We start from the raw sequence: 25,550 nt of genomic DNA on the forward strand, positions 1-25,550 counted from the left end.
CCCGACGAGAGGCCCGTCGCCCATGGACGCTCTGTTCTCCGTGGTCGGCTTCGCGGTCGCTGTCGTCATGCTGGCGATCGCGGGCGCGAGCGCCGTACTGGCGCGATCGTCCGACGTCGCTGCGGCGTGGCGTCAAGAACGCGCCACGGTGCTCTTCGTCGTATCGACGCAGCGCTGGCGGCGGATCATGGTGCGCGTCGGGGGTTGCATGATGGCGATCATCGGCGTCATCAATCTCGTCGGTCCGCTCACCCGTCCGGATGACTCGCCCGCAAGGCGGATCGTCGGGCTGGGCGCTCTGCTCATCGGCGCGGCGCTCCTGTGGCTGGCGCACGGGATGAGTCGGATGCGGCTCGAGGTCGCCCCGCAGGTGGTCTTCGTCTCGCGGGGCTTCATGCCGCCGATCCGGGTCGAGCTGGCGGACATCACCCGGCTGCGCCCGCACGTGGCTCATCGTTACAGCGGGGTTCTCGCGAAGCGCGGCCGGCGGACGGCCTTCACGGCGACCTCGGCCATGACGGGCTACGGACAGCTCCTGGCACATCTGAAGGCCGAACGCCCCGACCTCTTCGCGCCGGGCGGCTTCCGCTGACGCGACGGCGCCCCGCTTGCCCTGCCGCTGCGCTAGGGCGCTGAGCCGCTACCGGGAGGGTGCGACCCCGACCGACCCGCCCGCTCGGATCGGCATCGGCACGCGTTCGAGGCGCGGCGAATCGCCGGGGGCAGCGAGCATCGCCGCCGCTCGCCGCCCGAGTTCGATGTGCGGGAGCGCGATCGACGTGAGCTCGGGCTCGACGGCGCGGGCGTAGGGGCTGCCGTCGAAGCCGATCACCGACACGTCGGTGGGGACACCGAGCCCGGCATGATGGAGCGCCTGATAGGCGCCGACGGCGAGCGCGTCGTTTGCGCACACGAGCGCGGTCGGCCTGACCCGGGGCTCCGCGAGCATCCGCGACACCGCCCGGCGCCCGTTCGCGACGTCCCAGTCGTCGTCGATTGCGGTGACGCCGGCGAGGCTCGTTCCCGCCGCGGCGAGCACCGCGTCGATGCCCGCGCGACGCTCGGCCAGAGCGATGGGGTCCCACTCCGGCCAGGCGGCCCCGCCTCTCGAGCCTGCCGGCAGCGCTCCGACGAACCAGATGTCGTCACGGTGACCGTGATCGAGCAGCATCCGCGCGGCGTCACGCCCTGCCGCGAGCTCGTCGGGCACGACCGCGTCGATCGACCCGTCTGCCGTCACGCAATTCAACAGGACCGTCGGGACGCCTTCGAGTGCCCGCGGAAGCGCGATGGTCCGCGTGAACATCGACGCGTAGATCACACCGTCGATGTCGCGGCCCAGGAGGCTTTGGAGCAGCTGCTCCTCGAGTTCCGCATCGCCCTGCGTGTCGACGGTGAACAGGAGGGTGTCGCGCTCGCGTAGCTCCTGCATCGCACCGCGGACCATCGAGTTGGCGAACGAGGTGCTGCTGACGAAGTCGGAGACCAGCGCGACCGTGCCGGAGCGGCCGGTGCGCAGGGTCTGCGCGGTGATGTTGGGGCGGTAGCCGAGCTCGTCCGCGGCGCGACGGACGCGTTCGAACATGTCGTCGGACAGGCGCTGGTCGGTGCGACCGTTCATCACGAACGAGACGGCCGAGCGCGAGACGCCCGCACGCTCCGCGACCTCCCGCAGCGTCACCCGGGGTGCCCTTCGGGTGGAGGGAGTGTCGGTCATATCTCGTTCCGGCTGTTGGTCGCGGTTCTCGAAAGCTAACACGGACGACGGGGGCCGCTCGGAAGCGTGTCCCGAGCGGCCCGCCCGAACTCAGCCGAGCCGTCGCCGACGCAGCAACGAGACGCCGGCCGCCATCAGCGCCGCGCCCGCGCCGACCAGCATCCACAGTGGCAGCGGGTCCATGCCCGAGCTCGCGAGGACGCTGCGCGCCGCGCCCGCAGAGGCCGAGCCCGCCGAGCCCGGCTCGTCGGGCTGTTCACCGGCTTGTGCCGTCACCGTGGCCGTGATGGTCGCGGTCACCTCGGTGCCACGCGCATCCGCCACCCGGTACCTCACCGGGGCCGCCGTTCCCTCGAACCCGGCATCCGCGATGAACGACACGACGTCCCCGTTCAGCTCGTATCGACCCTGTCCGTCGGTGACGACGGAGGTGGTCGGCGCGCCGGCCGCGTCGAGGAGGGCGAGCGACGCCGCATCGAGCGGGATGTCGGCATCGCCGGCGACGTCGTTGGCGAGCGGGTGCACAGCGATGCTGCCACCGGCGTGTAGAAGAACCGCATCGAATCCGCGCGCAGCGATCGGAAGACGTCGGCGGAGATCGTGGAGGGATGGCTGACGTCCGTGCCGACGCGGAGCCTCACATCGACCGCTTCCTCGGTGACGTCGCTGAAGTCGATCGTGTGAACGGAAGCCCCTGCGGAGGCGTCGAAGCCTGCCGGCTGAGACTCGCCCGTGGCGAGGGCAGTACCGTCCGGCGCTTCGAGGGTCCACGGCAACGGTGCGCTGGCATCGGACACGACGGTCGCGCGCTTGGGGCCCCGGGTCAGATACCCGACCTGGTTGACCTTGACGGCCGGTCCGGGGTCGGCGGTGTAGGAGTAGGCGGTTCCCTGGAGGGAGATCTCGTCGAAACAGACCTCCGTGTCGGCTGCGACCGCGCCGAGGCGGAACTGGACCTGCCCGAGGTGATAGTCGCCGGCCGGCGACGTGGTGAACGGCAGGTCGTACGACTGGGGTTCGGTGCCGAGTTCGACAGATCGCTCGGTCACCGTCGCACACATCCGCTGGCCGGGGTTCGACAGCGCCACGGGGCCGCTCGTCCACCACGGGTTCGTGCTCTCGTCCAGTGTGGGGTTCGGGAGCAGCTCGTCGTCGCCGATCGGGGGGACCGGGGGAGTCGCGGCGTCGCGGGCGACGAGGCTCACGTCATCGACGCAGAATCGCGTGGCGCCGTTCGCGCCGAGGCGGAACTGCAGCTCGGACACGGTGCCCTGGCCCAGGTCGCGTGCCGTGAACTCCGCGCTGATCTGCTGCCAGGTGTCGGCGAGTGGCGTGCTCTCGGCGAGGTACGCCGTGTAGGCGGCATCGGGGACCTTCGGCGCCACCTGAGTGACGACCGTGCCGGGCGCATCGGCGCGAACTCTCGCCGTCAGCGTGTAGGTGGCCCCATCGGCCAGCGCGAGGTCGCTCTGGCCGATGAGCACATCCCAGGGGTTCTCGGTGTCGGGCACGCCGGCGCAGAAGGCGCCGGTTGCGGTGTCGAAGCCGTCGACACCGACCGACCACCAGGGTTCGTGACCCGTCGAGAAGTCCCCGTTCCGGATCAGTTCTGCCGGGGCCGCTGCAGCGACCAGCGGGGCGGCGGTCATCGTGGCTCCAACGAGCATCCCCGTCGTGATCACGAACGTCACGCGTCTCCTGCGACGCTGTCTCTCGGCGGTGCCGCGCGCGCTCGTCATCGTCGCGGCGGCTAGCCTCGGCATGTGAATCGCCCGCCGTCCGCCGCCGTCGACCTGCGGATCGAGGGCGCGCGCGTCCGCGACATCCCGTCGCTCTACGCGGAGCTGAACCGTGTCTTCATGCCCGACGAGGAGTGGACTCTCGGGGAGAGCCTGGACGCCCTCGACGATCTGCTCTACGGCGGGTTCGGCGTCCTCGCGCACGCTTCGTCCGCTCGCGTCGTGTGGGCGGATTCGGCGATCTCGCGACAGGCGCTGGGCATCCCGCTCACCCGGGCCTACCTCGCCGCAAAGCTCGAGCGCCCCGACATCTACGCGGCACGGCCTGCGCGCGCGGCGCTCGACGAACTGGACCGGGGCGCGGGAAAGACCTACTTCGACCTGGTGCTGGACGTGTTCGCGGGCCACCCCGAGGTCGAGCTCGTGCTCGCCTGAGATTCCTCTCGGGTTTTCTTAACGGGCGCATATTCTCACGCGGGACCATGAAGCCATGTCGCTCTCGTCGTCCCCGCTGTCCGATCCCGCGATCCGCGTGCTCGTCGTCGATGACGAGCCGAACCTTCGCCATCTGCTCGGGGCGGTGCTGTCACGGCAGGGCTGGCAGGTAGAGGTCGCCGCGACCGGCGCGAGCGCCATCGAGACGGCGCGACGGATGCGGCCGCACCTGATGGTCCTCGATGTCGTGCTCCCCGACATCGACGGTGTCGAGGTGCTGCGCACGCTCCGCAGCGAGCTGAGCGAGACCATGGTTCTTTTCCTCACCGCCAACGGCACGGTGGCCAATCGCATCACCGGCATCGCCGCCGGCGGCGATGACTACGTCGCCAAGCCGTTCAGCGTCGAAGAGGTGGTGGTGCGTCTGCGCGGGCTGCTGCGACGCAGCCCCATGCTCATGCAGGGTGCGCCGACCCCGATGCTCGAGGTCGGCGACCTGCGACTGAACGAAGACAACCACGAGGTCACGCGCGCGGGGGAGCAGATCCGGCTCACCGCGACGGAGTTCTCGCTGCTGCGTTTCCTGATGCTCAACGCCGATCGCGTCCTCAGCAAGGAGCAGATCCTCGATCGTGTCTGGGAGTATGACTTCGGACGGGAGTCGAACATCGTGGAGATCTACATCTCGTATCTGCGCAAGAAGATCGATCACGGGCGTGAGCCGATGATCCACACGCTGCGGCGGGTCGGCTATATCCTGCGTGCAGCTCCGACCGCTTCGGCTCCATCGTGACGTCGGCGCGGCCGGGAGGCCTGCGCACCCTGCGTGGCCGCTCCGTCGCAATGATCTCGGGGCTGCTTCTCGCGGCGGTGACCGTGTTCGGCATCGTCTCGGTCGCGATCCTCCGTCAGAATCTCGTCACCCAGGCTGAGTCGACGCTGTACCTGGCGAACGACACCGCCATCGGGCAGACTCTCTCGGCCGTGGATGCGACCGGAAGCGTTCCGACATTCGACGACGTGTCACTGGCGGTTCCCTCCGACGGGTTCTTCTTCGTCGTCGAGGGCGACCGCGTCGCGGTCTCGGCCTTCTTCACCCGTGACTACACCTACCGCCCGATGACCGAGCGCGAGCTCACGCACGTTCGGGACGGGATGGCGGAGAGCGGGTACACCACGACGATCGACGTGGCCGACGACGGCGGGTACCTCGTGACGGCCTCCGAGGTCGCGGCGGCAGACGGGCAGGAGCTCACCGTCGTCAGCGGTGTGGGGCTCACCGAAACCGAAAGGGTCGTCGGGACCTACGCGCTCTGGCTCGCGGTCGTCGGAATCACGATCGCGGCTTTCGCTGCGGTGTTCGGCTGGCGGTGGACCCGGCAGCAGCTCGACCCCCTCGAACGGGTCGCCGAGATCGCCGATGAAGTGACGGCCACCCCGCTCTCGTCCGGCGAGATCGCCCCGCAACGCCGGGTTCCCCGTGACGTGCGGCATCTGGGGTCGGAGACCGACCGCGTCGCGGACGCGCTCAATCGCCTGCTCGACCACGTCGAGCTCTCGCTCAACGCGCGTCACCGCGCCGAGGAATCGATGCGTCGCTTCATCGCCGAGGCGAGCCACGAGCTGCGCAACCCTCTCGCCTCCATCCGCGGCTACGCCGACTTCTACGCCCATCCCGATGCCGACGCCGACCCCCGCGAGACGCAGGGCGCGCTTCAGCGCATCGGGTCGGAGGCGTCGCGGATGAGCACGCTGATCGACGACCTGCTGTTGCTCGCGCGTCTCGACGCCGACCCGGTGGTCGCGCACGATGACGTCGAGCTGTCGATGATCGTCGCGGAGACCGCATCCGACGCGCGGTTCGCATATCCCGGGCACGTCTGGCGCATCGCCTTGCCGGACGAAGATGTCTCCGTGGTCGGGGACGAGGGGGCGATCCGTCAGATGCTGCTGAACCTCGTCGCCAATGCGGGGCACCACACTCCGGACGGAACCAGTGTGACCGTCTCTCTCGAGACGACGGCGACCTCCGTCGAGCTGGTCGTCCAGGACGACGGGCCGGGAATCGATCCCGAGGCACTGCCGACCATCTTCGACCGCTTCACCCAGGCAGGCAGCCGGACGCAGACGCGCGAGCGGACGACGGTCGGACTCGGGCTCGCGATCGTGCAGGCGCTGGCGACAGCCTCGGGCTACGACGTGTCGGTGGCCAGCTCGAGCACGGGTACGCGCTTCGGGATCCGCATCCCGTCGGACGCCGCCTGACCGGCGGATGCCACCCGCGCGCTTAATCCGCGCACAGGGCCGAGACCTACCGTCGACCGGGTGCGCGGCACGTGCCGCACGCGCCCGTGTCGTCGTCCGGCCCATCGCCGAGGAGATCCTGTCGTGTCCCTGCCGTCCACCTCGATCGTTCGACCCGCTGAGTCGGCCCGCCGTTCCGTACGCGGCCGGTGGGGCTACTTCGGCCGCCCGCCCCGGCTCATGGGCATCGACGTCGCCCGGGGCCTCGCGATCTTCGGCATGATCGGCGCGCACGTCGGGATCTCGTGGATGGTCGCGGGGCCCGACGGGCCCGACCTCGCCGCGATCGTCCAGGGGCGGTCGTCCATCCTCTTCGCCGTTGTCGCGGGCATTTCCGTCGCGCTTGCGACCGGACGTGAGCAGCTCCCCCGGGGAGAGGCACTGCGGTCCGCACGTCTGCGCATGGCCGGCCGCGCCCTCGTCGTTCTCGCCCTCGGGCTGGCGCTGGAGATGCTCGGGAGCGGGATCGCCGTCATTCTGCCCATCTACGGCATCCTCTTCCTGATCCTCATCCCGTTCCTGGGACTCCGTCGCCGTACCCTCGCGCTCACCGCGGCCGCGATCGCCGTCGCGGGGCCGACCGTCGTCGCGCTCCTGCGTGCGGTGACGCTCTCGGGCGCCGGCATCCCGCAGGGCATCGGCGGCACCGCGGTCGACTTCCTCATCAGCGGCTCGTATCCGCTGACCGTGTGGCTGCCCCTGGTTCTCGCCGGGATGGCGCTCGGGCGGATGCGACTCGACCGGCCGCGGACCGCGGCGGTGCTGTTCGGGTCGGGAGTCGGGCTCGCCGCCTTCGGCTACGGCCTGGGCGACGCGTTCAACGGAACGGTCCGCGGGTGGCTCTCGGGGTGGGGGAGCGTCTCGTCGTCGGCATCCGCGCTGTCATCATCGGGAGCGTCCTCGCTGGTGGCATCGTCCTCGTCGATGGGTCCCGACGGGCGCGGCTATCTGGAACGGTTGAGCGAGGTCGATCTGGGAGCCGCGCTGTCTCAGGCGTGGGGCGTGGCGCCGCACTCGGGAGGGACGTGGGAGATCATCGGGTCCGGCGGCTTCGCGCTCGCCGTCGTCGGCGCCTGCCTGCTCCTCGCGCGTCCGCTTCGTGCGCTGCTCGTGCCTGTCGCGGCAGTCGGCTCCATGCCGCTGACGGCCTACACAGCCCACGTCGTCTCGTTCGCGGTCCTGATCTCCCCGCTCGGGCTCGCCCCCGATCTCTCGTCGTGGGATGGCGATCCCGCCGTCAGCGGATGGTTCTGGATCGGATGCGTCGTGGTGCTTCTCGTCGGATGCACGATGTGGGCGCTCAGCTGTGGCCGGGGACCACTCGAGTCCGTCACCGCGAACGTCGCGCGCCGTGTCGATCTACCCGCGGGCAGCGGCGCCCGCTAGGCACGCGGAAGGGGCCGGCCCTTTCGGACCGGCCCCTTCACTGCGTCGAACGCTCAGAGAGCGCGGATGTTCGTCGCCTGCAGGCCCTTCTGGCCCTGCTCCACGTCGAACTCAACCTTCTGGTTCTCGAACAGGTTGCGGTGTCCAGTGCCGGCGATGGCGCTGAAGTGCGCGAACACGTCCGCGGTGCCGTCGTCCGGAGCGATGAAGCCGAACCCCTTCTCCGAGTTGAACCATTTGACGGTGCCAGTGGCCATGTCGTCATTTTCCTTCTGTGTTCTGGGACCACCGCTGTGATGATCCGGATACCGCTGCGGCGGGGCCGCCGCGGAGTGTGTGGGGGCGAGCAGACACTCGCCGGTGTGGGCGACCTGTCCAGATAGGTGCGGTCGCGGGGCCGAGAGCACGGCCCGGGTGCATGAGATCGACGGCGGAATGAAACGAAGTGCACGTCGGAGTGAACCGACGGAGAGGCGCGCCGTGACGCACCGACTCTCGAATGCTACGCGATTTCGGACGCTTGTGGGGCGACGCGTCGTGCAACGTCACCGAAAGACGCAATACGACTCATCGATCGTGCGCCTCGGGAGCGTTCCCGAAGCGCGCATCGAAAGCCGTCAAGATGCGAGCGCACTCCGCGACATCCTCTGGGGTGCCCGCCAGCTCGAACTCGAACACCACCGGACGTCCCGACACCCGAGCGAGCTCGCGTGCCGCCGCCTGGTAGTGGTCGCCGAAGTTGCGGTTGCCGGAGCCGATGATCCCGACGAGGCGCCGGCGGTTCGCGGGGGAGCGCAGGAAGGCGCGAACCGCCGCCGGCAGGGTCGCGTGAGCGTCGTTCCCCGCCTTGTACGAAGGCGTCAGCAGGATCCAGGGTCCCGGTGCCTCGCTCGAGCGAACGGTCCGCTCGGAGAGGTCGCGCACGGGACGGCCGTCGGTGGCGTGGAGGTTGCTCGCGAAGCGGCGGATGAGGTTAGAAGTCGAGGAGAAGAAGTACACCGGGAGTTGCGCCACGGGGTCAGTCTGCTCCGCGGTGTCCGTGACGGACCGGTGTCGGATCGGGAAAAGTCGCGGTTCCGATTTGTTCCGGCCCGCATGGACACTGTGGTCAGACCACATGGCGCAGACTGTGATCACGGGGTCGAGGTCCCTCCATCCCGGATTCGGACACAGACGCGGCGACCGTCCGCGCCGGGAAGGCTCACGATGTCCATCGCCGTCGACGCCCTCGTCACCCGGGCACAGCGTGCCCTCGACGAGTACGCGCACTTCACCCAGGAACAGATCGACCACATCGTCCGCAAGGCATCGGTCGCGGCGCTGCACCATCACGGTGAGCTGGCCGTCATGGCCGTCGAAGAGACCGGCCGCGGCCTGTTCGAAGACAAGGCCGTGAAGAACATGTTCGCGTGCGAGCACGTGACGCACTCGATCATCGACCAGAAGACCGTCGGCGTCATCGCGCACGACGAGCTGACGGGGATCACCGAGATCGCAGACCCCGTCGGGGTGATCTGTGCGTTGACCCCGGTCACCAACCCGACCTCGACCGCCATCTTCAAGTCGCTCATCGCGCTCAAGACCCGCAACCCGATCATCTTCGGATTCCACCCGTCCGCACAGCGCTGCTCGTCCGAAGCTGCCCGCATCGTGCGCGAGGCCGCGGTGGCGGCCGGCGCGCCCGCCGACTGCATCCAGTGGATCGAAGAGCCGTCGATGGAGGCATCCGGCGAGCTGATGAACCACCCGGGCGTCGCCCTCATCCTCGCCACCGGCGGCAACGCCATGGTCCGCGCCGCCTACTCGTGCGGCAAGCCCGCCCTCGGCGTCGGCGCCGGCAACGTGCCCGCTTTCATCGAACGCACCGCCGACGTCGGTCGCGCCGTCAACGACATCGTGCTGTCGAAGTCGTTCGACATGGGCATGGTCTGCGCGAGCGAGCAGGCGGTCATCCTCGACGAGCCCGTCGCCGAGGAGGCGCTGGACGAGTTCGCCCGCCTGCACGCCTACCGGGTGACGACGGGGGAGAAGGCGATGCTCGAGGCGTTCATCTTCGGGGTGACAGCCGACAGCGTGAACTGCGCCGACGCGAAGCTCAACGCGCGGGTCGTCGGCCAGTCGCCGGTGTGGATCGCCGAGCAGGCGGGCTTCACCGTGCCCGCCGACACCTCGATCCTCCTCGCCGAGGTCTCCGGCGTCGGCCCGCACGAGCCGCTCACGCGCGAGAAGCTCGCCCCGGTCCTCGCCGTTCTCCGTGCCTCGACTCCGGATGAGGGCATCGAGCTCTCGCGGCAGATGGTGGCGTTCGACGGGCTCGGTCACTCCGGCGCCATCCACTCCAACGATGCGGACGTGATCGCCCGCTTCGCGGAGGTCGTCAAGGCGGTCCGCATCATCGAGAATTCGCCGTCGGCCCTTGGCGGCATCGGCGACATCTACAACGCCTTTCTGCCTTCGCTGACCCTCGGCTGCGGCTCGTACGGTCACAACTCCGTCTCCAACAACGTCTCGGCGGTGAACCTCGTGAACGTCAAGCGCGTCGGACGACGCAACAACAACCTGCAGTGGTTCAAGATCCCGGCGAAGACGTACTTCGAGCCGCACGCGATCCGCTACCTCGCCGACATGCGGGGCGTCGAACGCGTCAGCATCATCACCGACGAGACCATGACCTCGCTCGGCTACGTCGACCGCATCACCGATGTCCTGAACCGTCGCGAGAACCGGGTCCAGGTGCAGCTGCTGAATCAGGTGCGCCCCGAGCCGAAGGTGTCGGAGGTCGTGGCCGGGGCGGAACAGCTGCGCCAGTTCCAGCCCGACACGATCATCGCGCTCGGCGGCGGATCGCTCATGGACGCAGCGAAGGTCATGTGGCTGCTGTACGAGAACCCCGAGATCGAGTTCTCCGACATGCGCGAGAAGTTCTTCGATGTCCGCAAGCGTGCGTTCACGTTCCCCGAGATGGGCAAGAAAGCCAAGCTCGTCTGCGTTCCCACCACGTCGGGGACGGGCTCGGAGATGACTCCCTTCGCCGTCATCACCGACGACGCCACCGGGATGAAGTACCCCCTGGCCGACTACGCGCTCACGCCGTCCGTCGCCATCATCGATCCCGAGCTGACGCGGGTGCTCCCGGGGTTCCTCGTGGCGGATGCCGGCTTCGACGCGCTGACGCACGCGACCGAGGCGTACGTGTCGGTGTACGCCAACGACTACACCGACGGGCTCTGCCTGCACGCGATCAAGCTCATCTTCGAGAACATCGAGCGCAGCACGAAGGCTCAGCCGGGCTCGACCGACAGCGCCGACCGCAAGGCTCGCGAGAAGATGCACAACGCGGCATCCATCGCGGGGATGGCTTTCGGCAACGCCTTCCTCGGGATCGTGCACGCGATGGCTCACGTCACCGGCGCGACGTACAAGCTCGTGCACGGGCGGACCAACGCGGTCTACCTGCCGCACGTGATCCGGTACAACGGCACGGTGCCGACGAAGCTCACGAGCTGGCCCAAGTACGAGCGGTACATCGCTCCCGAGCGCTTCCAGCAGATCGCGCAGCACCTCGGGCTTCCGGCTGCCACGCCGGAGGAAGGTGTCGAGAGCTACGCCCGCGCGGTGGAGGAGCTGCGCGACCGCGTCGGCATCGAGCGCTCGTTCCAGGCGCAGGGCGTCGACGAAGCCCGCTTCCTCGACAACCTGCACAGTCTCGCGATGGCTGCGTACGAGGATCAGTGCGCACCGGCGAACCCGCGGATGCCGATGATCGATGACATGAAGACGCTCATGGAGGCCGCGTACTACGGCACGTCGTTCGCCGCGGTGCGCACCACCCGCGCGGCGGCCGTCGCGGCTGCGGATGCCGCCCTCCCGGCTGCGCCGGTCAACGCGGAGACCTCGGATGCCCCCACGAAGAAGAACGGCGGGAAGGCGAAGGCGGCGCACGGCGCCTGACGACGATCCGCGGAGCGCAGGGCCGGACCGAGGTGTCCGGCCCTGCGCCTACGCTGTAGCCATGCAGCAGCGCAGCCTCGCTTCGACCTCCCGTTCCGTCTCGGCCATCGGCCTCGGCACCTGGCAGCTCGGCGCCGACTGGGGCGAGGTCGACGACGACCAGGCTCTGGCCGTCCTCGCGGCCTCCGCCGATGCCGGCGTCACGCTCTTCGACACCGCCGACGTCTACGGCGATGGCCGCAGTGAGACGACCATCGGCCGATTCCTCGCCGGCCGTCCGCGGCACGGCATCACCGTCGCGACCAAGATGGGGCGCCGCGAAGCGCAGGTTCCCGAGAACTACACGCGCGAGAACTTCCGCGCCTGGACCGACCGATCGCGGCGCAACCTGGGTGTCGACACGCTCGAGCTCGTGCAGCTGCATTGCCCGCCGTCGGCGGTCATCGAGTCGGACGCGACCTACGACGCCCTCGACGAACTGGTCGCAGACGGAGCGATCGCGGCCTACGGCGTCTCGGTCGAGACCACGGCGCAGGCGCTCGCGGCGATCGCGCGGCCGAACGTCACGAACATCCAGATCATCCTCAATCCCTTCCGGTTGAAGCCGCTCGACGAGGTGCTTCCCGCGGCCCAGGCCGCCGACGTCGCGATCTTCGCGCGCGTCCCCCTGGCGTCGGGTCTGCTGAGCGGTCGCTACACCGAGCAGACCGAGTTCGCGGCCGACGATCACCGTTCGTACAACCGGCACGGCGAGGCCTTCGACCGCGGCGAGACGTTCTCGGGGGTGGACTTCGAGACCGGCCTGACGGCTGCGCGCCGACTCGCGGCCGCTCTTCCCGAAGGCATCACCCTGCCGGCGGCGACGCTGGCGTGGATCGCCTCGCGTCCGGGCGTCACGAGCGTCATTCCGGGAGCCCGCACGACAGAGCAGGCGCGCGCCAACGCGGCCGCGGCGGATCTGCTCGACGATGGCACCGATCTGACGGCGTTCGCCGATGCCGTCGTCGACGTCTACGACGAGCTCCTGCGAGCAGACATCCACCCGCACTGGTGACCCGCGGCCCGCTCTTGCGTCATCGCCGTGTGCGACCGAGCATGGGCGTATGACTCGGCGACCGCATCCCGCAGCCCTCGTGGCCGTCGTCGCGGTCGGAGTCCTGGCCGCCTCGGGGTACGGGGCGCTCGCCCCGCTTCGCGACCTCGCGGCCGCCACAGCCGAGCCGCCGGCCGCCGCCGCCCTCAGTGACGCTCCGTCATCCACGCCCGTGGCGCAGGCGACGGATGCTGGGTCGGCACCCTACGCCCGCAACGACACCCTCTACGACATCACCGCTCTCCCGTTGATCGACGTGCGCTCGGTCAACCCCGCGGTGCCCGTCGACGACGATCCGATGGGACCGGTGACCTCATCGCTCGCGCGGCCGCTGGGTGCGGGCGCGCCCGTGTTCGCCGACCCCACCGGGCAACCGGTCGGGCACCTTCCTCGCGACCACCACTACGGCGGCACGACCGTGCCCGTCGTCGAGGCCCAGGCCGACTGGGTCAAGGTGATCCTGCCGGGCCGGCAGGGGGTGCCGCCCGAGGGCAACGGCGGGCAGACCGTCGGGTGGCTGCGCGTCGCCGACGTGGAGCTGACCACGACCCCGCAGTACGTCGAGGTGCACCTCGCGGGGAACACGATCGACATCGTCAGCGCCGCCGGACGCGAACGCGTGTCGGACCAGTTCGCGTGGGGAAAGCCGTCGACACCGACACCGACCGGACGGACCTTCGTCATGTGGACGACGGTCGTGCCGGAGTTCCGGTACACCCAGGGGCATCCCATGGTCTACCTCGGGGTCCAATCGCCCGTGATGGCGGGCTTCGACGGGGGAGACGTCGCTGTGACGGCCTTCCACTACTACCGGGCGCGCGAGGGCGATACATCCTTCGGCTGCATCTACCTCGACGGGCCCGCGGTCGACCGGCTGGCTCAGCTGCCGACCGGGACGCCGGTCCTGATTCAGCCCTAGCCGAGCACCTGTGGAGACCCCCGGCGCTCGGGTCGAGGTACGGCCTACGCTGATCGCGTGAGAATGGAGTTCGATGCGGAGGTCTTCCGTTGGGAGGCTCGTACCCAGGATTGGTACTTCGCGGCCGTCCCGGCAGAGCCCAGCGCCGACATCCGAGAGATCCCGCGGATGCCGCGGGGGTTCGGGTCCGTGCGGGTGCGGGCGACGATCGGTGGTTCGACGTGGCAGACCTCGATCTTTCCAGATGCAGGGCGCGGCGGTTATGTCCTCCCGTTGAAGCAAGCGATCCGCCGCGCCGAATCGATCGGATCCGACGGCGTCGTCCGGGTGATGCTCGAGGTCCTCGACGCGTGACGGCGGTCTCGATGGCGACGCTCGTGGTCGTGGCTGCCTGTGCCGTGCTGAGTGTCGCGCTGGCGGCGGTCGACATCGCGACGCACCGGCTTCCGAACCGCCTCGTCCTCGGATTGGCGGGCGCGGCGGCGAGCCTCGCGGTGCTCTTCGCCATCGAACAGGCCTCGATGCGACCGATCGTCGGAGCGGCGGGCGCCGGGATCGTGCTGTTCGTCGTCTACTACCTCCTGCACCGGGGCGGTCGGGCGCTGGGCGGGGGAGACGTCAAGCTCGCGGCGGCGATCGGGCTCCTCACGGGCACGCATGACTGGGTGGCGCCGCTCGTCGCAACCGCGCTCGCGTTCTTCTCCGGCGGTCTCGTCGCCGTCGTCGTCATCGCCGCCCGCCGCGGCGACCGGCATACCCGAATACCGTTCGGCCCCTTCATGCTGCTCGGCGCATGGGCAGTCGTCGGGGGCGTCTGGGTCGGGAGCTGAGGCGTGTCAAGTGCACGGGGGCGAGGGAGAGCGCCGCGCTATCGTGGCCCCATGGCCGAGTCCACGTTCATCTCCCGCTCGATCGCGTGGGCGCTGCAGCGCAAACCGGTGCGCGCGTTCTTGCTGTACAGCGAGCACCGTGGGCCGGTGCTCGCCGACAGCGTCACCTATCGCACCCTGTTCAGCGTCTTCGCCGGAGTGCTCTTGGGGTTTTCTGTCGCGGCGCTCTGGCTTGCCGGTGACCCCGTTGCGTGGCAGGCGCTCATCGACGCGGTGAACCGTGTCATCCCGGGGCTCGTCGGCAGAAACGGCCTCATCAAGCTCGACGACATCACCGCCCCCGCGGGACTCACGATCGCGGGAGTCATCGCCACCGTCGGTCTGCTCGGCGCGGCGATCGGTGCGATCGGATCGCTCCGTACCGCGATGCGCGCGATCGCAGACCAGCTCACCGACGACGTGCTCTTCGTCTGGGTGCTGCTGCGCAACCTCGCACTGGCGATGGGTATCGGCGGGGCACTGGTCGCTGCTGCGGGCGTAACGTTCCTCGGGACGGCCGGAGTGGGACTGCTCGCCGACCTCCTCGGTTTCTCCGACGACAACCCGCTCGTGCAGTTCGGCGGCTGGGCCGTGTCGCTGGTGGTGGTGTTCGCCCTCGACGCCGTCGCTGTGGCCGTGCTCTTCCGGGTTCTGTCCGGGGTGAAGGTGCGAAAGCGTGCGCTCTGGAGCGGCGCACTCCTCGGTGCCGCAGGGCTGACGGTGCTGCAGCAGCTGTCCGGGCTGTTCGTCGGTGGCGCGACCTCGAACCCGTTGCTGGCGTCGTTCGCCTCGCTCATCGCGCTGCTGCTGTGGCTCAACCTGTCATCGCAGGTCATCCTCATCGCCACGGCGTACATCATCACGGGCGTGCGCGAAGAGGAAGACCGCGTTCGGGCTCGGTTCGGCGCCGCGACATTCCTGCAGCGGCGCGTGCAGCGTGCCGAGGATGCCGTCTCCGCCGCCGCCCGGGAACTCGACAAGGCCCGCGAGCTCGAGGCCGAGGAACGCGCGAAAGCGAACGCCTGACCTACCGCGCGTAGCGCTCGACGAACGCACGCAGGATCGACCCCGTGTGGGTGACCGGGCTGCGCCGCACGGCGCTCAGGGTGAGGTCGAGCTCGTCGGGTGCGAAGTAGCCGTAGCCGGCGTAGGCGTGGATACGGGTGGTGATGCCCTCGAGGTCGAGCTCGGGGTGGAACTGCGTCGCGTAGACGTTCTCGCCGACCCGGAACATCTGTACCGGGCATCCGGCTGATGAAGCCAGCAGCACGGCGCGCGGCGGGAGCTCTGAGATCGCTTCCTTGTGCCCGACGAAGGCCGAGAACGTCTGCGGCATCCCGGCCAGGAGCGGGTCGCGCCTGCCGGCATCCATCAACTCGACGTCGACGACGCTGATGGGCTCGCCGAATCGGCGGTCGATCGTGGCGCCGAGGAAGGCGCCCACCGTACCGATGCCGTAGCAGGCCCCGAGGAACGGGGCGTCTTGCGTGACGACCCGCGCCAGAAGATCCGAGAACTCGGCCTCGACCCGGCGCTGCACGGCAGACTTCTGCTCCCACCGATCGGATGCGTTGAACGGGCCGCCGCCCACGAAGATGCCCGACACGTCGTCGAGGTCGATGTCGGGCATCGGCCCGGCCTCGAGCCGCACGCGCCGGAGCGAAGCAGGCTCGAGGCCCGTATGGCGGAGGAAGAGCTCGTACTCCTCGTCTGCGGGTACGTCCTCAGCGCGGGTGGCGAGCAGCACGAACGGCTTCACGCCGAGGGGAGCTTTCGTAGTCGCCGAGCACGCATGGCGCAAGCGTATCGGCCGGTCCGGGCGGCGCGGGTATCGTCGGACCCAGGAGGTCAGAACATGGCTATTGCACGACTGCACGGTGGTCCCCTCGATGGGCAGACCCTTCCGCTGGACGAAGACGCGTCAGACCGGCTCATCCTTCCCTACAGCGAGACCCAGGTGGTCTATGAGCGCGCCGGCGAGCCGGAGCACACCGGCGAGGGTGACGGGCCGACGTCGTCCGAGTTCCACTTCGTCGAGGCGGAGGGCGACATCGACCCCTCGACCGACGAGCGCGACGACCGCGTCACCAGTGACGACTGAGCCGCGCAGCTCGCTCGAGATCGAGCGCAAGTACGACGTCGAGGCCGGCACGGCGGTGCCCGACTGGTCGACTCTTCCCGGAGTCGCGTCCGTCGGTGAGCCCGAGCCCCGCGAGCTCGACGCGCGTTACCTCGACACCGCCGACGGGCGACTCGCCGAGGCGCTGACCGCGCTGCGGCGACGTACAGGCGGTCCCGACGCGGGCTGGCACGTCAAGCGTTCGACGCCGGAAGGCAAGCTCGAGACGCACTGGCCCCTCGACGACGCCGATGAGTCGGCCCCGGTTGAGGTGCCCGAGGCGATCATCGCGGAGCTCGCCGAGGTGGCGCAGCCGCCGTTCGAGGTCATCGCGCGCATCCGGAACTCGCGCACCGCCTTCGCTCTGCTCGATGCCGAGGGCGGCATGGTCGCGGAGTTCGTCGACGATCGGGTGACGGCCACGGACGAGCGCTCGGGGCGCACGACTTCGTGGCGGGAGTGGGAGCTCGAGCTGGGCCCTGCGGCCCCGAGCACTGCGGCGGGTGTCGCCGAGCTCTTCGCGGCGGCTGATGAGCTCGTGGCATCCGTCGGGGGAGCGCCGGCGGCATCCGAATCCAAGCTCGGACGCGCCCTCGCGCGCTGAGTATCCGCAGCTCGCTCAGACGAAAAGACGAACGCACCGCCGGCCATAGCCGCGCGGTGCGTTCGTCTTGGAGACGCGAGCGTCAGAGGTTGATCATGTGGCCCGCGAGACCGTGGAAGGCCTCCTGCAGGCCCTCCGACAGCGTCGGGTGCGTGTGGACGTTGCGCGCGGCCTCGAGCGCGGTCAGGTCCCACTTCTGAGCAAGGGTCAACTCGGGCAGCAGCTCCGACACGTCGGGGCCGATCAGGTGTCCGCCCAGGAGCTCCAGGTGCTCAGCGTCGGCGATCAGCTTGACGAAGCCGACGGGCTCGCCCAGGCCGTTCGCCTTGCCGTTCGCCGAGAAGGGGAACTTGGCGACCTTGACGTCGTGACCGGCGTCGCGCGCCTGCTGCTCGGTCAGACCGAACGATGCGACCTGCGGCGAGCAGAACGTTGCACGCGGCATGTTGCGGTAATCGCCGAGAGTCTGCGTCTCGGCTCCGCCGATCGTCTCGGCCGCGACGACGCCCTGCGCCTCGGCGACGTGTGCGAGCTGCAGCTTGGCGGTGACGTCACCGATCGCGTAGATGCCCTCGACATTGGTCCGCATGTGGTCGTCGATGTCGATCGCGCCGCGCTCCGTGAGCTTCACGCCGGTGTTCTCCAGACCGAAGCCCTCGACGCGGGGCGCGAAGCCGATCGACATGAGGACCTTGTCGGCCTCGATCTGCCCCTTCGCGCCGTCGGCGTTGGCCGAGTACGAGACGGTGACCTTGTCGCCGGAGTCGACGATCTGCTCGACCTTGGTCGAGGTGAGGATGTCGATGCCGTACTTCTTGTACTGCTTCTGGATCTCCTTCGAGACCTCGACGTCCTCGTTGGGGAGGGCGCGGTCGAGGAACTCGATGATCGTGACCTTGACGCCGTAGTTCGACATCACGAAGGCGAACTCCATGCCGATCGCGCCGGCACCGACGATGACGATCGAGTTCGGCAGGTCGCGAGTGAGGATCTGCTCCTCGTAGGTCACGACGTTGTCGCTGAGCTGAACGCCGGGGAGCAGGCGCACCGTCGAGCCGGTGGCGATGATGACGTTGTCGAACGTGACGGTCTCCTGCGAGCCATCGGTCTTGGTCACCTGGATCGACTTGGCGTCGAGGAACGAACCGCGACCCTCGTACTCGGTGACCTTGTTCTTCTTCATCAGGAAGTGGATGCCCTTGACGTGCGTCTCGGCCACCTTGCGGCTGCGGTCGAACGCGGTGCCGAAGTCGAAGTTCACATCTCCGCTGATGCCGAAGAGATCGGCCTTGTGCTTGAAGGTGTGGGCGAGGTCGGCGTTCTTCAGCAGCGCCTTGGAAGGGATGCAGCCGACGTTGAGGCAGACGCCTCCCCAGTACTTCTCTTCGATGATCGCGACGGACTGTCCGAGCTGCGCAGCGCGGACAGCTGCGACATACCCGCCGGGGCCCGCGCCGAGGATGACGACGTTGTAGTGAGGCATGCTCCCAGCCTAGTCCTCGGTGCGCCGCCGAGACGCCGCTACGAGGGCGATGACGAGCGCGATCACGCCGGCGACGACGACGATCGACACGACGATCCAGAACACGGCGGGAAGGCCTTCCTCCGTGGTGGTCTCGGCTTCTCCGCCGACGGGGGATGTCGGCGCGGCCGCGGGGTCGCCGGCGGTGAACGAGAACTCGCCCGAGACCGGGTGGCCGTCGCTCGAGACCACACGCCACCGCACGGTGATCGGGCCCTGGCTGTCGCCGCTGAGCGCCTGGGTCGCCGTGGTCCCATCGAGGGTCGGCGCGCCCTCGGCGAGCTCGGTTCCGGCTGCGTCGGTCACCGAGATCGCGTTGACCCCGTCCTCGTCGATCAGGACGCCACTGAAGGTGAGGGTCAGCTCGTCGGGCAGCGCGGTCACCGTCGAATCGGCGGCCGGATCGGAAGCGAGCAGCTCGTCGTGTGCGAGGGCGGGGGACGCGGGTGCGGCGACGGCGAGGCCGAGTGCGAGGCCGAGGGCGGCGAGGAGGCGCGTGCGGAGAGCGGGGGTGCGTTGAGACATCGCCCCGAGCCTAATCCGCGAGGCATATGAAGGTCGTGAGAGCCCTCGGGAATCGCGTTCGCGACTCGTCGTCGATCCGTTAGGCTGGCCCGGAAGAGGAGGACACTGTGGACGAAAAGGATCGAGACGTCGACGACATCCGACGCGGCCCCGACCGCGCGCCGCACAGCGGGTCCTCGGACACGACGCAGACGTTCGGGCACGACCTGGACCTGTCATTCGTGCCGTTCGGGGCTGACCTCACCGCTGTCGAGCGCGATGCCATCCAGGCTCTGCCGGAGCGGGCAGCCCTGCTTCTGGTGCGTTCGGGCCCGACGGCGGGAGCCCGGTATCTGCTCGACACCGACGTGACGACCGTCGGTCGCCACCCCGAGGCCGACATCTTCTTCGACGACGTCACGGTCTCGCGCCGGCACGCGGAGATCACTCGCACCGGCTCGGCATTCGAGATCGTCGACCAGCGCTCCCTGAACGGCACGTACGTGAACGGTGAGCGCGTCGACCGAGCTGTGCTCTCGGACGGCGCCGAACTGCGCGTCGGCAAATTCCGCCTGAACTTCTTCGTCTCACCGCTCGATCGCGGACCGGCGACCGGCGCGTGAGCGCGGCCCCCGCCGCCCGCAGTCGGTCCACGACGGCGGGTCATCTGAGCATCGGTCAGGTGCTCGCCCGGCTCAGCCCGGAGTTTCCGGCTCTGAGCTCGAGCAAGCTCCGTTACCTCGAGGACCAGGGGATCGTCACACCGACGCGCACCGGGTCGGGATACCGGAAGTTCTCGCCCGCGGACGTGGAGCGCCTGCGCACGGCGTTGACGCTCCAGCGCGACCACTACATGCCCCTGGCACGCATCCGTGAGTACCTCGACACACCGGGGGCCGAGGGGCTTCCGCCTGCGCTGCCGGCGTCGATCGTCCAGCATCGGCGCTATCGGCGCGACGAGCTGATCGATCAGGCCGAGGCCACCGCGGCGCTGCTCGGCGACGCGGTGTCAGCGGGCCTGCTGCCCGCCGCCGACACCTACGACGAACGCGCGCTGGTGCTGCTGCGTACCCTCGTCGCCCTCGATCGTCACGGCATCGGTCCTCGCCACCTCCGCACGGTGCGCCAGGCGGCCGAGCGTGACGTCGCGCTCGTCGAGACGGCGCTCGCGCCGTTGCTCCGCCGAACCGACTCCTCGTCTCGTGGACGCGCCCACGAGCTCGCTCCCGAACTGGTGCGCCGGCTCGACGACGTCCGTTCGGCGTTCGTCCAGGCGGCTATCGACCGACTCGTCAGGTGAGCCGCGCGCGACACGCCGCGGGCTCGGAACGGATGTCGTTGCCGCGGCGGCATCCCTCATCTAGCGTGGAAGTAACCCGACCGTCCGGCAGGAGGACCAGATGACCGCGCATGATTCGCTCGGCGAGATGCGGTTCACGACCGACCTGCTCTTCACCGACGGTCTCCCCGAGATGGATGACGAAGCCGGGTACCGGGGAGCGCAGGCCGCTCGCGCCGCCGGGATCACCTACCGTCAGCTCGACTACTGGGCTCGCACCGAACTCGTCGTCCCGACCGTTCGCGGCGCCAGTGGCTCCGGGTCGCAGCGGCTCTACGGCTTCCGCGACATCCTCGTCCTCAAGCTCGTGAAGCGACTGCTCGACACCGGCATCTCGCTGCAGCAGATCCGCGTCGCCGTGGATCAGCTCCGCGCCGCCGGCATTCGTGATCTCGCCGGGACGACCCTGATGAGCGACGGCGCTTCGGTCTACCTCTGCACGTCGAACGACGAGGTCATCGACCTCGTCAGCCGCGGTCAGGGCGTGTTCGGCATCGCGGTCGGGAAGGTCCTCCGCGAGGTCGAGTCGACGCTCGTGGAGTTCGACCCCCAGGCGCCGGACCCCGTCGACGAGCTCGCCGCGCGACGCTCGGCGCGCAGCGCCTGAGTCGCTCCCGATACACAGAACCCCGGCGCACCTGCGGTGCGGCCGGGGTTTCGTTCGTGTGGGGACGAGCTGATCAGCTCGGGGTGGCCGTGGGAGTCTCGCCCGCGACCGGGATGCGGCCGGTGCGCAGCACGCGGTCGAGCAGCGCGTCGAAGTCGGACGCGAGCTCCTGCGCGGAGTCTCCGGGCCAGATGTGGAGCGGCTTCGCCGCACCCTGGGCCTGCTGCAGCGAGGTGCGTTCGGGCAGCTGAGGCGAGAGCACCAGGGGACCGAACATGTCGCGGAGTTCCTTGATGCGGAACTGGTGCTCGATCGACTGCGGACGCACGCGGTTGACCACGATTCCGAGGGGCTGCAGGCGAGGCGAAAGGCCGCGTCGGATCTCCTCGATGGCACGGAGGGCGCGATCGGCGGCAGCGACAGAGAACAGGCCGGGCTCGGTCACGACGATCACGCGGTCGCTGGCCGCCCACGCCGTGCGGGTCAGGGCGTTGAGAGAGGGAGCGCAGTCGATGAGCACGAGGTCGTAGTCGGCCTCGATGGTCGCGAGAGCCTCTTCGAGCTTCCAGACGTCGCGCACGCTCGGGTGCGGTCCGTCGAAGTTGATGGCCGACGGGCTGCCGATCAGAACGTCGATGGTGCCGGGGTGCACCTTCGCCCATCCGCTCGAGGTGATGGCCTGACGGACCACCTTCTCCTTCGGATTGGCGAGGACATCGGCGACGTTGAGACGGCCGGCGACCTGGATGTCCATCCCCGTCGACACGTCGGACTGCGGATCGAGGTCGACAACCAACGTCCGGACACCGCGGGCGAACGCGGCGGATGCGAGCCCCAGGGTGACCGTCGTCTTGCCGACCCCGCCCTTGAGCGAGCTGACGGAAAGTACGTGCACGAGGCTCTACGTTACCTTCCCCTAGGCTGTGAGGGTATTCGAGCCCCCGCGCGGCGCCGTTGCCGCGCGACTCACTCCAGCGAGGTGAGCATGTTCCGGAAGATCCTTGTCGCGAATCGTGGTGAGATCGCCATCCGCGCTTTCCGCGCGGCGTTCGAGCTCGGGGCCCGGACCGTGGCGGTCTATCCCCATGAGGACAGATACTCGCTCCACCGGCTGAAGGCCGACGAGGCCTACGAGATCGGCGTCAAGGGTCACCCGGTGCGTGCCTACCTCGACGTCGACGAGATCATCCGCGTCGCGCGTGAGAGCGGGGCAGACGCCATCTACCCGGGCTACGGCTTCCTGTCGGAGAATCCGGAACTCGCGGCGCGCGCCGCCGAGGCGGGCATCGCGTTCATCGGTCCTTCCGCACGCGTGCTCGAGATGGCGGGGAACAAGGTCACGGCCAAGGGCCACGCGGTCGCCGCAGGCGTGCCGGTGCTGCGATCGACCGACGCCTCTGACGACATCGACGCTCTCGTGGCCCAGGCAGGCGACATCGGCTTCCCCGTCTTCGTCAAAGCCGTCGCCGGTGGTGGGGGACGCGGGATGCGGCGCGTCGCCAGCCCCGACGAGCTCGCGCCGGCCCTCTCCGAGGCCATGCGCGAGGCCCGGAGTGCCTTCGGCGACGCGCGCGTCTTCCTGGAACAGGCCGTGCAGCGACCCCGCCATGTCGAGGTTCAGGTGCTCGCCGATGCCACGGGGGAGACGGTTCACCTCTTCGAGCGGGACTGCTCGGTGCAGCGGCGTCATCAGAAGGTCATCGAGATCGCGCCGGCTCCCAATCTCGACGACGAGACGCGGGCCGACCTGCACCGGCACGCGATCGCCTTCGCGACCTCCATCGGCTACGTGAACGCCGGCACCGTCGAGTTCCTGCTCGAGACCGCCGGCCCCCGGGCGGGCGAGATCGTCTTCATCGAGATGAACCCCCGCATCCAGGTCGAGCACACGGTGACCGAGGAGGTCACCGACGTCGACCTGGTCCAATCCCAGATGCGGATCGCGGCGGGGGAGAGCCTCGCGCAGCTCGGCCTCACCCAGAACCGCATCCAGCTGCGCGGCGCGGCTCTGCAGTGCCGCATCACGACCGAGGACCCGGCTCAGGGGTTCCGCCCCGATACGGGGAAGATCACCACCTACCGGTCGCCCGGCGGGGCCGGCATCCGTCTCGACGGCGGCACGACCGCCGCCGGATCTCAGGTGAGCCCGCACTTCGACTCGATGCTCGCCAAGCTCACCTGCCGGGGCCGCGACTTCGGCGCCGCGGTCGTTCGCTCGCGCCGCGCCCTCGCCGAGTTCCGCATCCGTGGCGTCTCGACCAACATCCCGTTCCTGCAGCAGGTTCTCGACGACCCGTCTTTCGCTCGCGGTGACCTCAGCACGTCGTTCATCGACGAGCGCCCCGAGCTGCTCGAGGGACGCGCGTCCAAGGACCGCGGATCGAAGATCCTGGGTTGGCTCGCCGACACCACCGTCAACCGCCCGCACGGTTCTACTCCGACGAGCGTCGACCCCCGGAGCAAGCTTCCGCGGATCGACCTCGCTGCGTCGCCACCGGCGGGCTCGCGTCAGCGCCTCCTCGAACTCGGGCCAGTGGGGTTCGCCGAAGCCCTGCGCCGCCAGACCTCGCTCGCCGTGACGGAGACGACCTTCCGCGACGCGCACCAGTCGCTTCTCGCGACCCGCGTGCGGACAAAGGACCTCGTTGCGGTCGCCCCCGCTGTTGCGCGGCTCACTCCTCAGCTTCTCTCCGTCGAGGCGTGGGGCGGAGCGACCTACGACGTGGCGCTCCGCTTCCTCGGCGAAGACCCCTGGGAACGGCTCGACAAGCTCCGTGACGCGCTTCCCAACGTGGCGCTGCAGATGCTGCTGCGCGGCCGCAACACCGTCGGGTACACCCCCTACCCGACAGCCGTCACGCAAGCCTTCGTTCGGGAAGCGGCGGATGCGGGTGTCGACATCTTCCGGATCTTCGACGCACTGAACGACGTCACGCAGATGCGGCCCGCCATCGACGCCGTCCTCGAGACCGGAACGACGATCGCCGAAGTCGCGCTCTGCTACACGGGAGATCTGCTCGACCCGAGCGAGGACCTCTACACCCTCGACTACTACCTCCGTCTCGCCGAGGAGATCGTCGAAGCGGGAGCGCACGTCCTCGCCATCAAGGACATGGCCGGGTTGCTGCGGCCGGCCGCAGCGTCGCGCCTGGTCTCGGCGCTGCGCGAACGGTTCGATCTCCCCGTCCACGTCCACACGCACGACACCGCCGGCGGGCAGCTGGCGACCCTTCTGGCCGCGAGCGCAGCGGGGGCGGATGCCGTCGACGCGGCGTCCGCGCCCATGGCGGGCACGACCAGCCAGCCGTCGCTCTCCGCTCTCGTGGCCGCCCTCGCGCACACTGACCGCGACACGGGGCTCGACCTCGATGCGGTGTCGGACCTCGAGCCTTACTGGGAAGCCGTGCGGCACATGTACCGGCCGTTCGAGTCCGGTCTGCCCGGCCCCACCGGCCGGGTCTACCGCCACGAGATCCCCGGCGGCCAGCTCTCCAACCTGCGGCAGCAGGCCATCGCCCTCGGGCTCGCCAACGATTTCGAGCTCATCGAGGACATGTACGCCGCGGCGAACCGGATCCTCGGCCGGGTTCCGAAGGTCACGCCGTCGTCGAAGGTCGTGGGCGACCTCGCCCTGCATCTGGCAGCCGTCAAAGCCGATCCCGAAGCCTTCGCCGCCGACCCGGGTGCGTACGACATCCCGGAATCGGTCGTCGGCTTCATGGCGGGCGAGCTCGGCGACCTGCCGGGCGGATGGCCCGAACCGTTCCGGTCGAAGGTGCTCGCCGGGCGCACCGTGCGACCCGCTGTCACCGACCTGTCGGCAGCGCAGGCGGCGGACCTCGACGCGGATTCCGCAACACGACGGCGCACGCTGAACGCGCTGCTCTTTTCCGCGCCGACCCAGGAGTTCGACCGGGTACGCGAGACGTACGGTGACCTCAGCGTGCTCGACACCGCGGACTATCTGTACGGGCTCGTTCCCGGCGCCGAGCACGTCGTCGAGATCGAGAAGGGCGTCCAGCTCTACGTCGGGCTCGAGGCCATCGGCGAGGCCGATGACAAGGGCATGCGCACGGTCATGGCGACCCTGAACGGGCAGCTGCGGCCGGTCTTCGTCCGCGACCGCGGGATCAGCGTCGAGGCCCGCCAAGCAGAGAAGGCCGATACCGCGATTCCCGGTCAGGTCGCGGCTCCGTTCTCGGGCGTCGTCACGCTCAAGGTGGCCGTCGGCGATGCCGTCGAGGCCGGGGCGCCCGTCGCGTCGATCGAGGCGATGAAGATGGAAGCGGGCATCACGGCGCCCGTGGCGGGCGTCGTCGAGCGGCTCGTCGTCGATCCGACCGCAGCGGTCGAAGCCGGTGACCTTTTGGTCGTCGTCCGGCCCGGCGGGTAGCCTAAGGGGTCGGGCGCGAGCTCGAGACCTGGGAGTGGACGCAGCAAAA

At 69.4% G+C, this 25,550-nt stretch carries 26 protein-coding genes; 17 read left to right on the plus strand and 9 right to left on the minus strand.

What is annotated here, in order from left to right:
- Window positions 1–22 precede the first annotated feature (22 nt).
- Window positions 23–592 (plus strand): hypothetical protein, encoded by a 570-nt coding sequence (locus P6897_RS05805; protein ID WP_274177606.1) that lies wholly within the window; start codon window positions 23–25, stop codon window positions 590–592.
- Window positions 593–640: 48 nt separating this feature from the next.
- Here the strand turns inward: P6897_RS05805 and P6897_RS05810 are convergent, their stop codons facing one another.
- The 3 genes from P6897_RS05810 to P6897_RS05820 form a co-directional block, all read right to left on the minus strand.
- Entirely contained in the window at window positions 641–1,717 is a 1,077-nt protein-coding gene (locus tag P6897_RS05810; RefSeq protein ID WP_274177607.1) for a LacI family DNA-binding transcriptional regulator, read from the minus strand.
- A gap of 90 nt (window positions 1,718–1,807) precedes the next feature.
- Window positions 1,808–2,203 (minus strand): hypothetical protein, encoded by a 396-nt coding sequence (locus tag P6897_RS05815; protein WP_274178016.1) that lies wholly within the window; start codon window positions 2,201–2,203, stop codon window positions 1,808–1,810.
- Window positions 2,110–3,408: a cellulase N-terminal Ig-like domain-containing protein gene (locus P6897_RS05820; RefSeq protein ID WP_282502355.1), complete on the minus strand. Its 1,299-nt coding sequence runs from the start codon at window positions 3,406–3,408 to the stop codon at window positions 2,110–2,112. The genes P6897_RS05815 and P6897_RS05820 overlap by 94 nt, the downstream gene beginning before the upstream one ends.
- A gap of 72 nt (window positions 3,409–3,480) precedes the next feature.
- Here P6897_RS05820 and P6897_RS05825 point away from each other — a divergent pair, with 72 nt between their 5' ends.
- From P6897_RS05825 to P6897_RS05840, 4 genes are all read left to right on the plus strand, one after another.
- The gene (locus P6897_RS05825; protein WP_181574114.1) at window positions 3,481–3,891 is read left to right on the plus strand and encodes a barstar family protein; all 411 of its coding nucleotides are present in this window, start codon (window positions 3,481–3,483) and stop codon (window positions 3,889–3,891) included.
- A gap of 55 nt (window positions 3,892–3,946) precedes the next feature.
- On the plus strand, window positions 3,947–4,684 hold the full coding sequence (locus tag P6897_RS05830; protein WP_269266630.1) for a response regulator transcription factor: 738 nt from the start codon (window positions 3,947–3,949) through the stop codon (window positions 4,682–4,684).
- Window positions 4,681–6,156, plus strand: a complete 1,476-nt coding sequence (locus P6897_RS05835) for a HAMP domain-containing sensor histidine kinase (protein ID WP_282502356.1) — start codon at window positions 4,681–4,683, stop codon at window positions 6,154–6,156. The genes P6897_RS05830 and P6897_RS05835 overlap by 4 nt, the downstream gene beginning before the upstream one ends.
- A gap of 123 nt (window positions 6,157–6,279) precedes the next feature.
- Window positions 6,280–7,581 (plus strand): heparan-alpha-glucosaminide N-acetyltransferase domain-containing protein, encoded by a 1,302-nt coding sequence (locus tag P6897_RS05840; protein ID WP_282502357.1) that lies wholly within the window; start codon window positions 6,280–6,282, stop codon window positions 7,579–7,581.
- A 53-nt stretch (window positions 7,582–7,634) separates the two neighbouring features.
- Here the strand turns inward: P6897_RS05840 and P6897_RS05845 are convergent, their stop codons facing one another.
- A complete protein-coding gene (locus P6897_RS05845; protein ID WP_023951622.1) occupies window positions 7,635–7,838 on the minus strand; it encodes a cold-shock protein in 204 nt (67 codons plus the stop codon).
- Window positions 7,839–8,148: 310 nt separating this feature from the next.
- The gene (gene nrdI, locus P6897_RS05850; protein WP_282502358.1) at window positions 8,149–8,595 is read right to left on the minus strand and encodes a class Ib ribonucleoside-diphosphate reductase assembly flavoprotein NrdI; all 447 of its coding nucleotides are present in this window, start codon (window positions 8,593–8,595) and stop codon (window positions 8,149–8,151) included.
- A gap of 192 nt (window positions 8,596–8,787) precedes the next feature.
- Between nrdI and adhE the strand changes: the two genes are divergently transcribed.
- The 6 genes from adhE to P6897_RS05880 all read left to right on the plus strand — a co-directional run bounded on the left by adhE (window position 8,788) and on the right by P6897_RS05880 (window position 15,439).
- The gene (gene adhE / locus P6897_RS05855) at window positions 8,788–11,532 is read left to right on the plus strand and encodes a bifunctional acetaldehyde-CoA/alcohol dehydrogenase (protein WP_282502359.1); all 2,745 of its coding nucleotides are present in this window, start codon (window positions 8,788–8,790) and stop codon (window positions 11,530–11,532) included.
- A gap of 61 nt (window positions 11,533–11,593) precedes the next feature.
- On the plus strand, window positions 11,594–12,586 hold the full coding sequence (locus P6897_RS05860; protein WP_282502360.1) for an aldo/keto reductase: 993 nt from the start codon (window positions 11,594–11,596) through the stop codon (window positions 12,584–12,586).
- 49 nt (window positions 12,587–12,635) lie between these two features.
- Window positions 12,636–13,544, plus strand: a complete 909-nt coding sequence (locus tag P6897_RS05865; RefSeq protein ID WP_282502361.1) for a L,D-transpeptidase — start codon at window positions 12,636–12,638, stop codon at window positions 13,542–13,544.
- Between the two features lie 63 nt (window positions 13,545–13,607).
- Entirely contained in the window at window positions 13,608–13,898 is a 291-nt protein-coding gene (locus P6897_RS05870) for a DUF1905 domain-containing protein (protein WP_337994948.1), read from the plus strand.
- Entirely contained in the window at window positions 13,895–14,374 is a 480-nt protein-coding gene (locus P6897_RS05875; protein WP_274177617.1) for an A24 family peptidase, read from the plus strand. The genes P6897_RS05870 and P6897_RS05875 overlap by 4 nt, the downstream gene beginning before the upstream one ends.
- Before the next feature lie 51 nt (window positions 14,375–14,425).
- Complete coding sequence (locus P6897_RS05880; RefSeq protein WP_274177618.1) at window positions 14,426–15,439, plus strand: YihY/virulence factor BrkB family protein; 1,014 nt, start codon at window positions 14,426–14,428, stop codon at window positions 15,437–15,439.
- Between the two features lies 1 nt (window position 15,440).
- Here P6897_RS05880 and P6897_RS05885 read toward each other — a convergent pair whose 3' ends face one another.
- Window positions 15,441–16,172, minus strand: a complete 732-nt coding sequence (locus P6897_RS05885) for a glutamine amidotransferase (protein ID WP_282502362.1) — start codon at window positions 16,170–16,172, stop codon at window positions 15,441–15,443.
- Between the two features lie 96 nt (window positions 16,173–16,268).
- Here P6897_RS05885 and P6897_RS05890 point away from each other — a divergent pair, with 96 nt between their 5' ends.
- Window positions 16,269–16,514, plus strand: a complete 246-nt coding sequence (locus P6897_RS05890; protein WP_282502363.1) for a response regulator — start codon at window positions 16,269–16,271, stop codon at window positions 16,512–16,514.
- Window positions 16,504–17,136 carry a CYTH domain-containing protein gene (locus P6897_RS05895; protein WP_282502364.1) on the plus strand — a complete coding sequence of 211 codons (633 nt, stop codon included), beginning with the start codon at window positions 16,504–16,506 and terminating at the stop codon, window positions 17,134–17,136. Before P6897_RS05890 ends, P6897_RS05895 begins: the two co-directional genes overlap by 11 nt.
- 82 nt (window positions 17,137–17,218) lie before the next feature.
- On the opposite strand, the gene lpdA is transcribed toward P6897_RS05895, so the two are convergent.
- Window positions 17,219–18,619, minus strand: coding sequence for a dihydrolipoyl dehydrogenase (gene lpdA, locus P6897_RS05900; protein ID WP_114587916.1), 1,401 nt, complete (start codon window positions 18,617–18,619; stop codon window positions 17,219–17,221).
- 9 nt (window positions 18,620–18,628) lie between these two features.
- Complete coding sequence (locus tag P6897_RS05905; RefSeq protein WP_282502365.1) at window positions 18,629–19,183, minus strand: copper resistance CopC family protein; 555 nt, start codon at window positions 19,181–19,183, stop codon at window positions 18,629–18,631.
- A 137-nt stretch (window positions 19,184–19,320) separates the two neighbouring features.
- Here P6897_RS05905 and P6897_RS05910 point away from each other — a divergent pair, with 137 nt between their 5' ends.
- The 3 genes from P6897_RS05910 to P6897_RS05920 all read left to right on the plus strand — a co-directional run bounded on the left by P6897_RS05910 (window position 19,321) and on the right by P6897_RS05920 (window position 21,108).
- Window positions 19,321–19,785: an FHA domain-containing protein gene (locus tag P6897_RS05910; RefSeq protein WP_240309677.1), complete on the plus strand. Its 465-nt coding sequence runs from the start codon at window positions 19,321–19,323 to the stop codon at window positions 19,783–19,785.
- On the plus strand, window positions 19,782–20,462 hold the full coding sequence (locus P6897_RS05915; RefSeq protein WP_181574115.1) for a MerR family transcriptional regulator: 681 nt from the start codon (window positions 19,782–19,784) through the stop codon (window positions 20,460–20,462). Before P6897_RS05910 ends, P6897_RS05915 begins: the two co-directional genes overlap by 4 nt.
- 100 nt (window positions 20,463–20,562) lie before the next feature.
- On the plus strand, window positions 20,563–21,108 hold the full coding sequence (locus P6897_RS05920; protein ID WP_023951592.1) for a MerR family transcriptional regulator: 546 nt from the start codon (window positions 20,563–20,565) through the stop codon (window positions 21,106–21,108).
- A gap of 73 nt (window positions 21,109–21,181) precedes the next feature.
- Here the strand turns inward: P6897_RS05920 and P6897_RS05925 are convergent, their stop codons facing one another.
- Complete coding sequence (locus P6897_RS05925; protein WP_112613912.1) at window positions 21,182–22,003, minus strand: ParA family protein; 822 nt, start codon at window positions 22,001–22,003, stop codon at window positions 21,182–21,184.
- A 90-nt stretch (window positions 22,004–22,093) separates the two neighbouring features.
- Between P6897_RS05925 and P6897_RS05930 the strand changes: the two genes are divergently transcribed.
- The gene (locus P6897_RS05930) at window positions 22,094–25,501 is read left to right on the plus strand and encodes a pyruvate carboxylase (protein ID WP_282502366.1); all 3,408 of its coding nucleotides are present in this window, start codon (window positions 22,094–22,096) and stop codon (window positions 25,499–25,501) included.
- The last annotated feature ends 49 nt before the right edge of the window (window positions 25,502–25,550 follow it).

It is taken from the genome of Microbacterium sp. BDGP8, from assembly GCF_029991045.1.
GTDB lineage: Bacteria > Actinomycetota > Actinomycetes > Actinomycetales > Microbacteriaceae > Microbacterium > Microbacterium plantarum.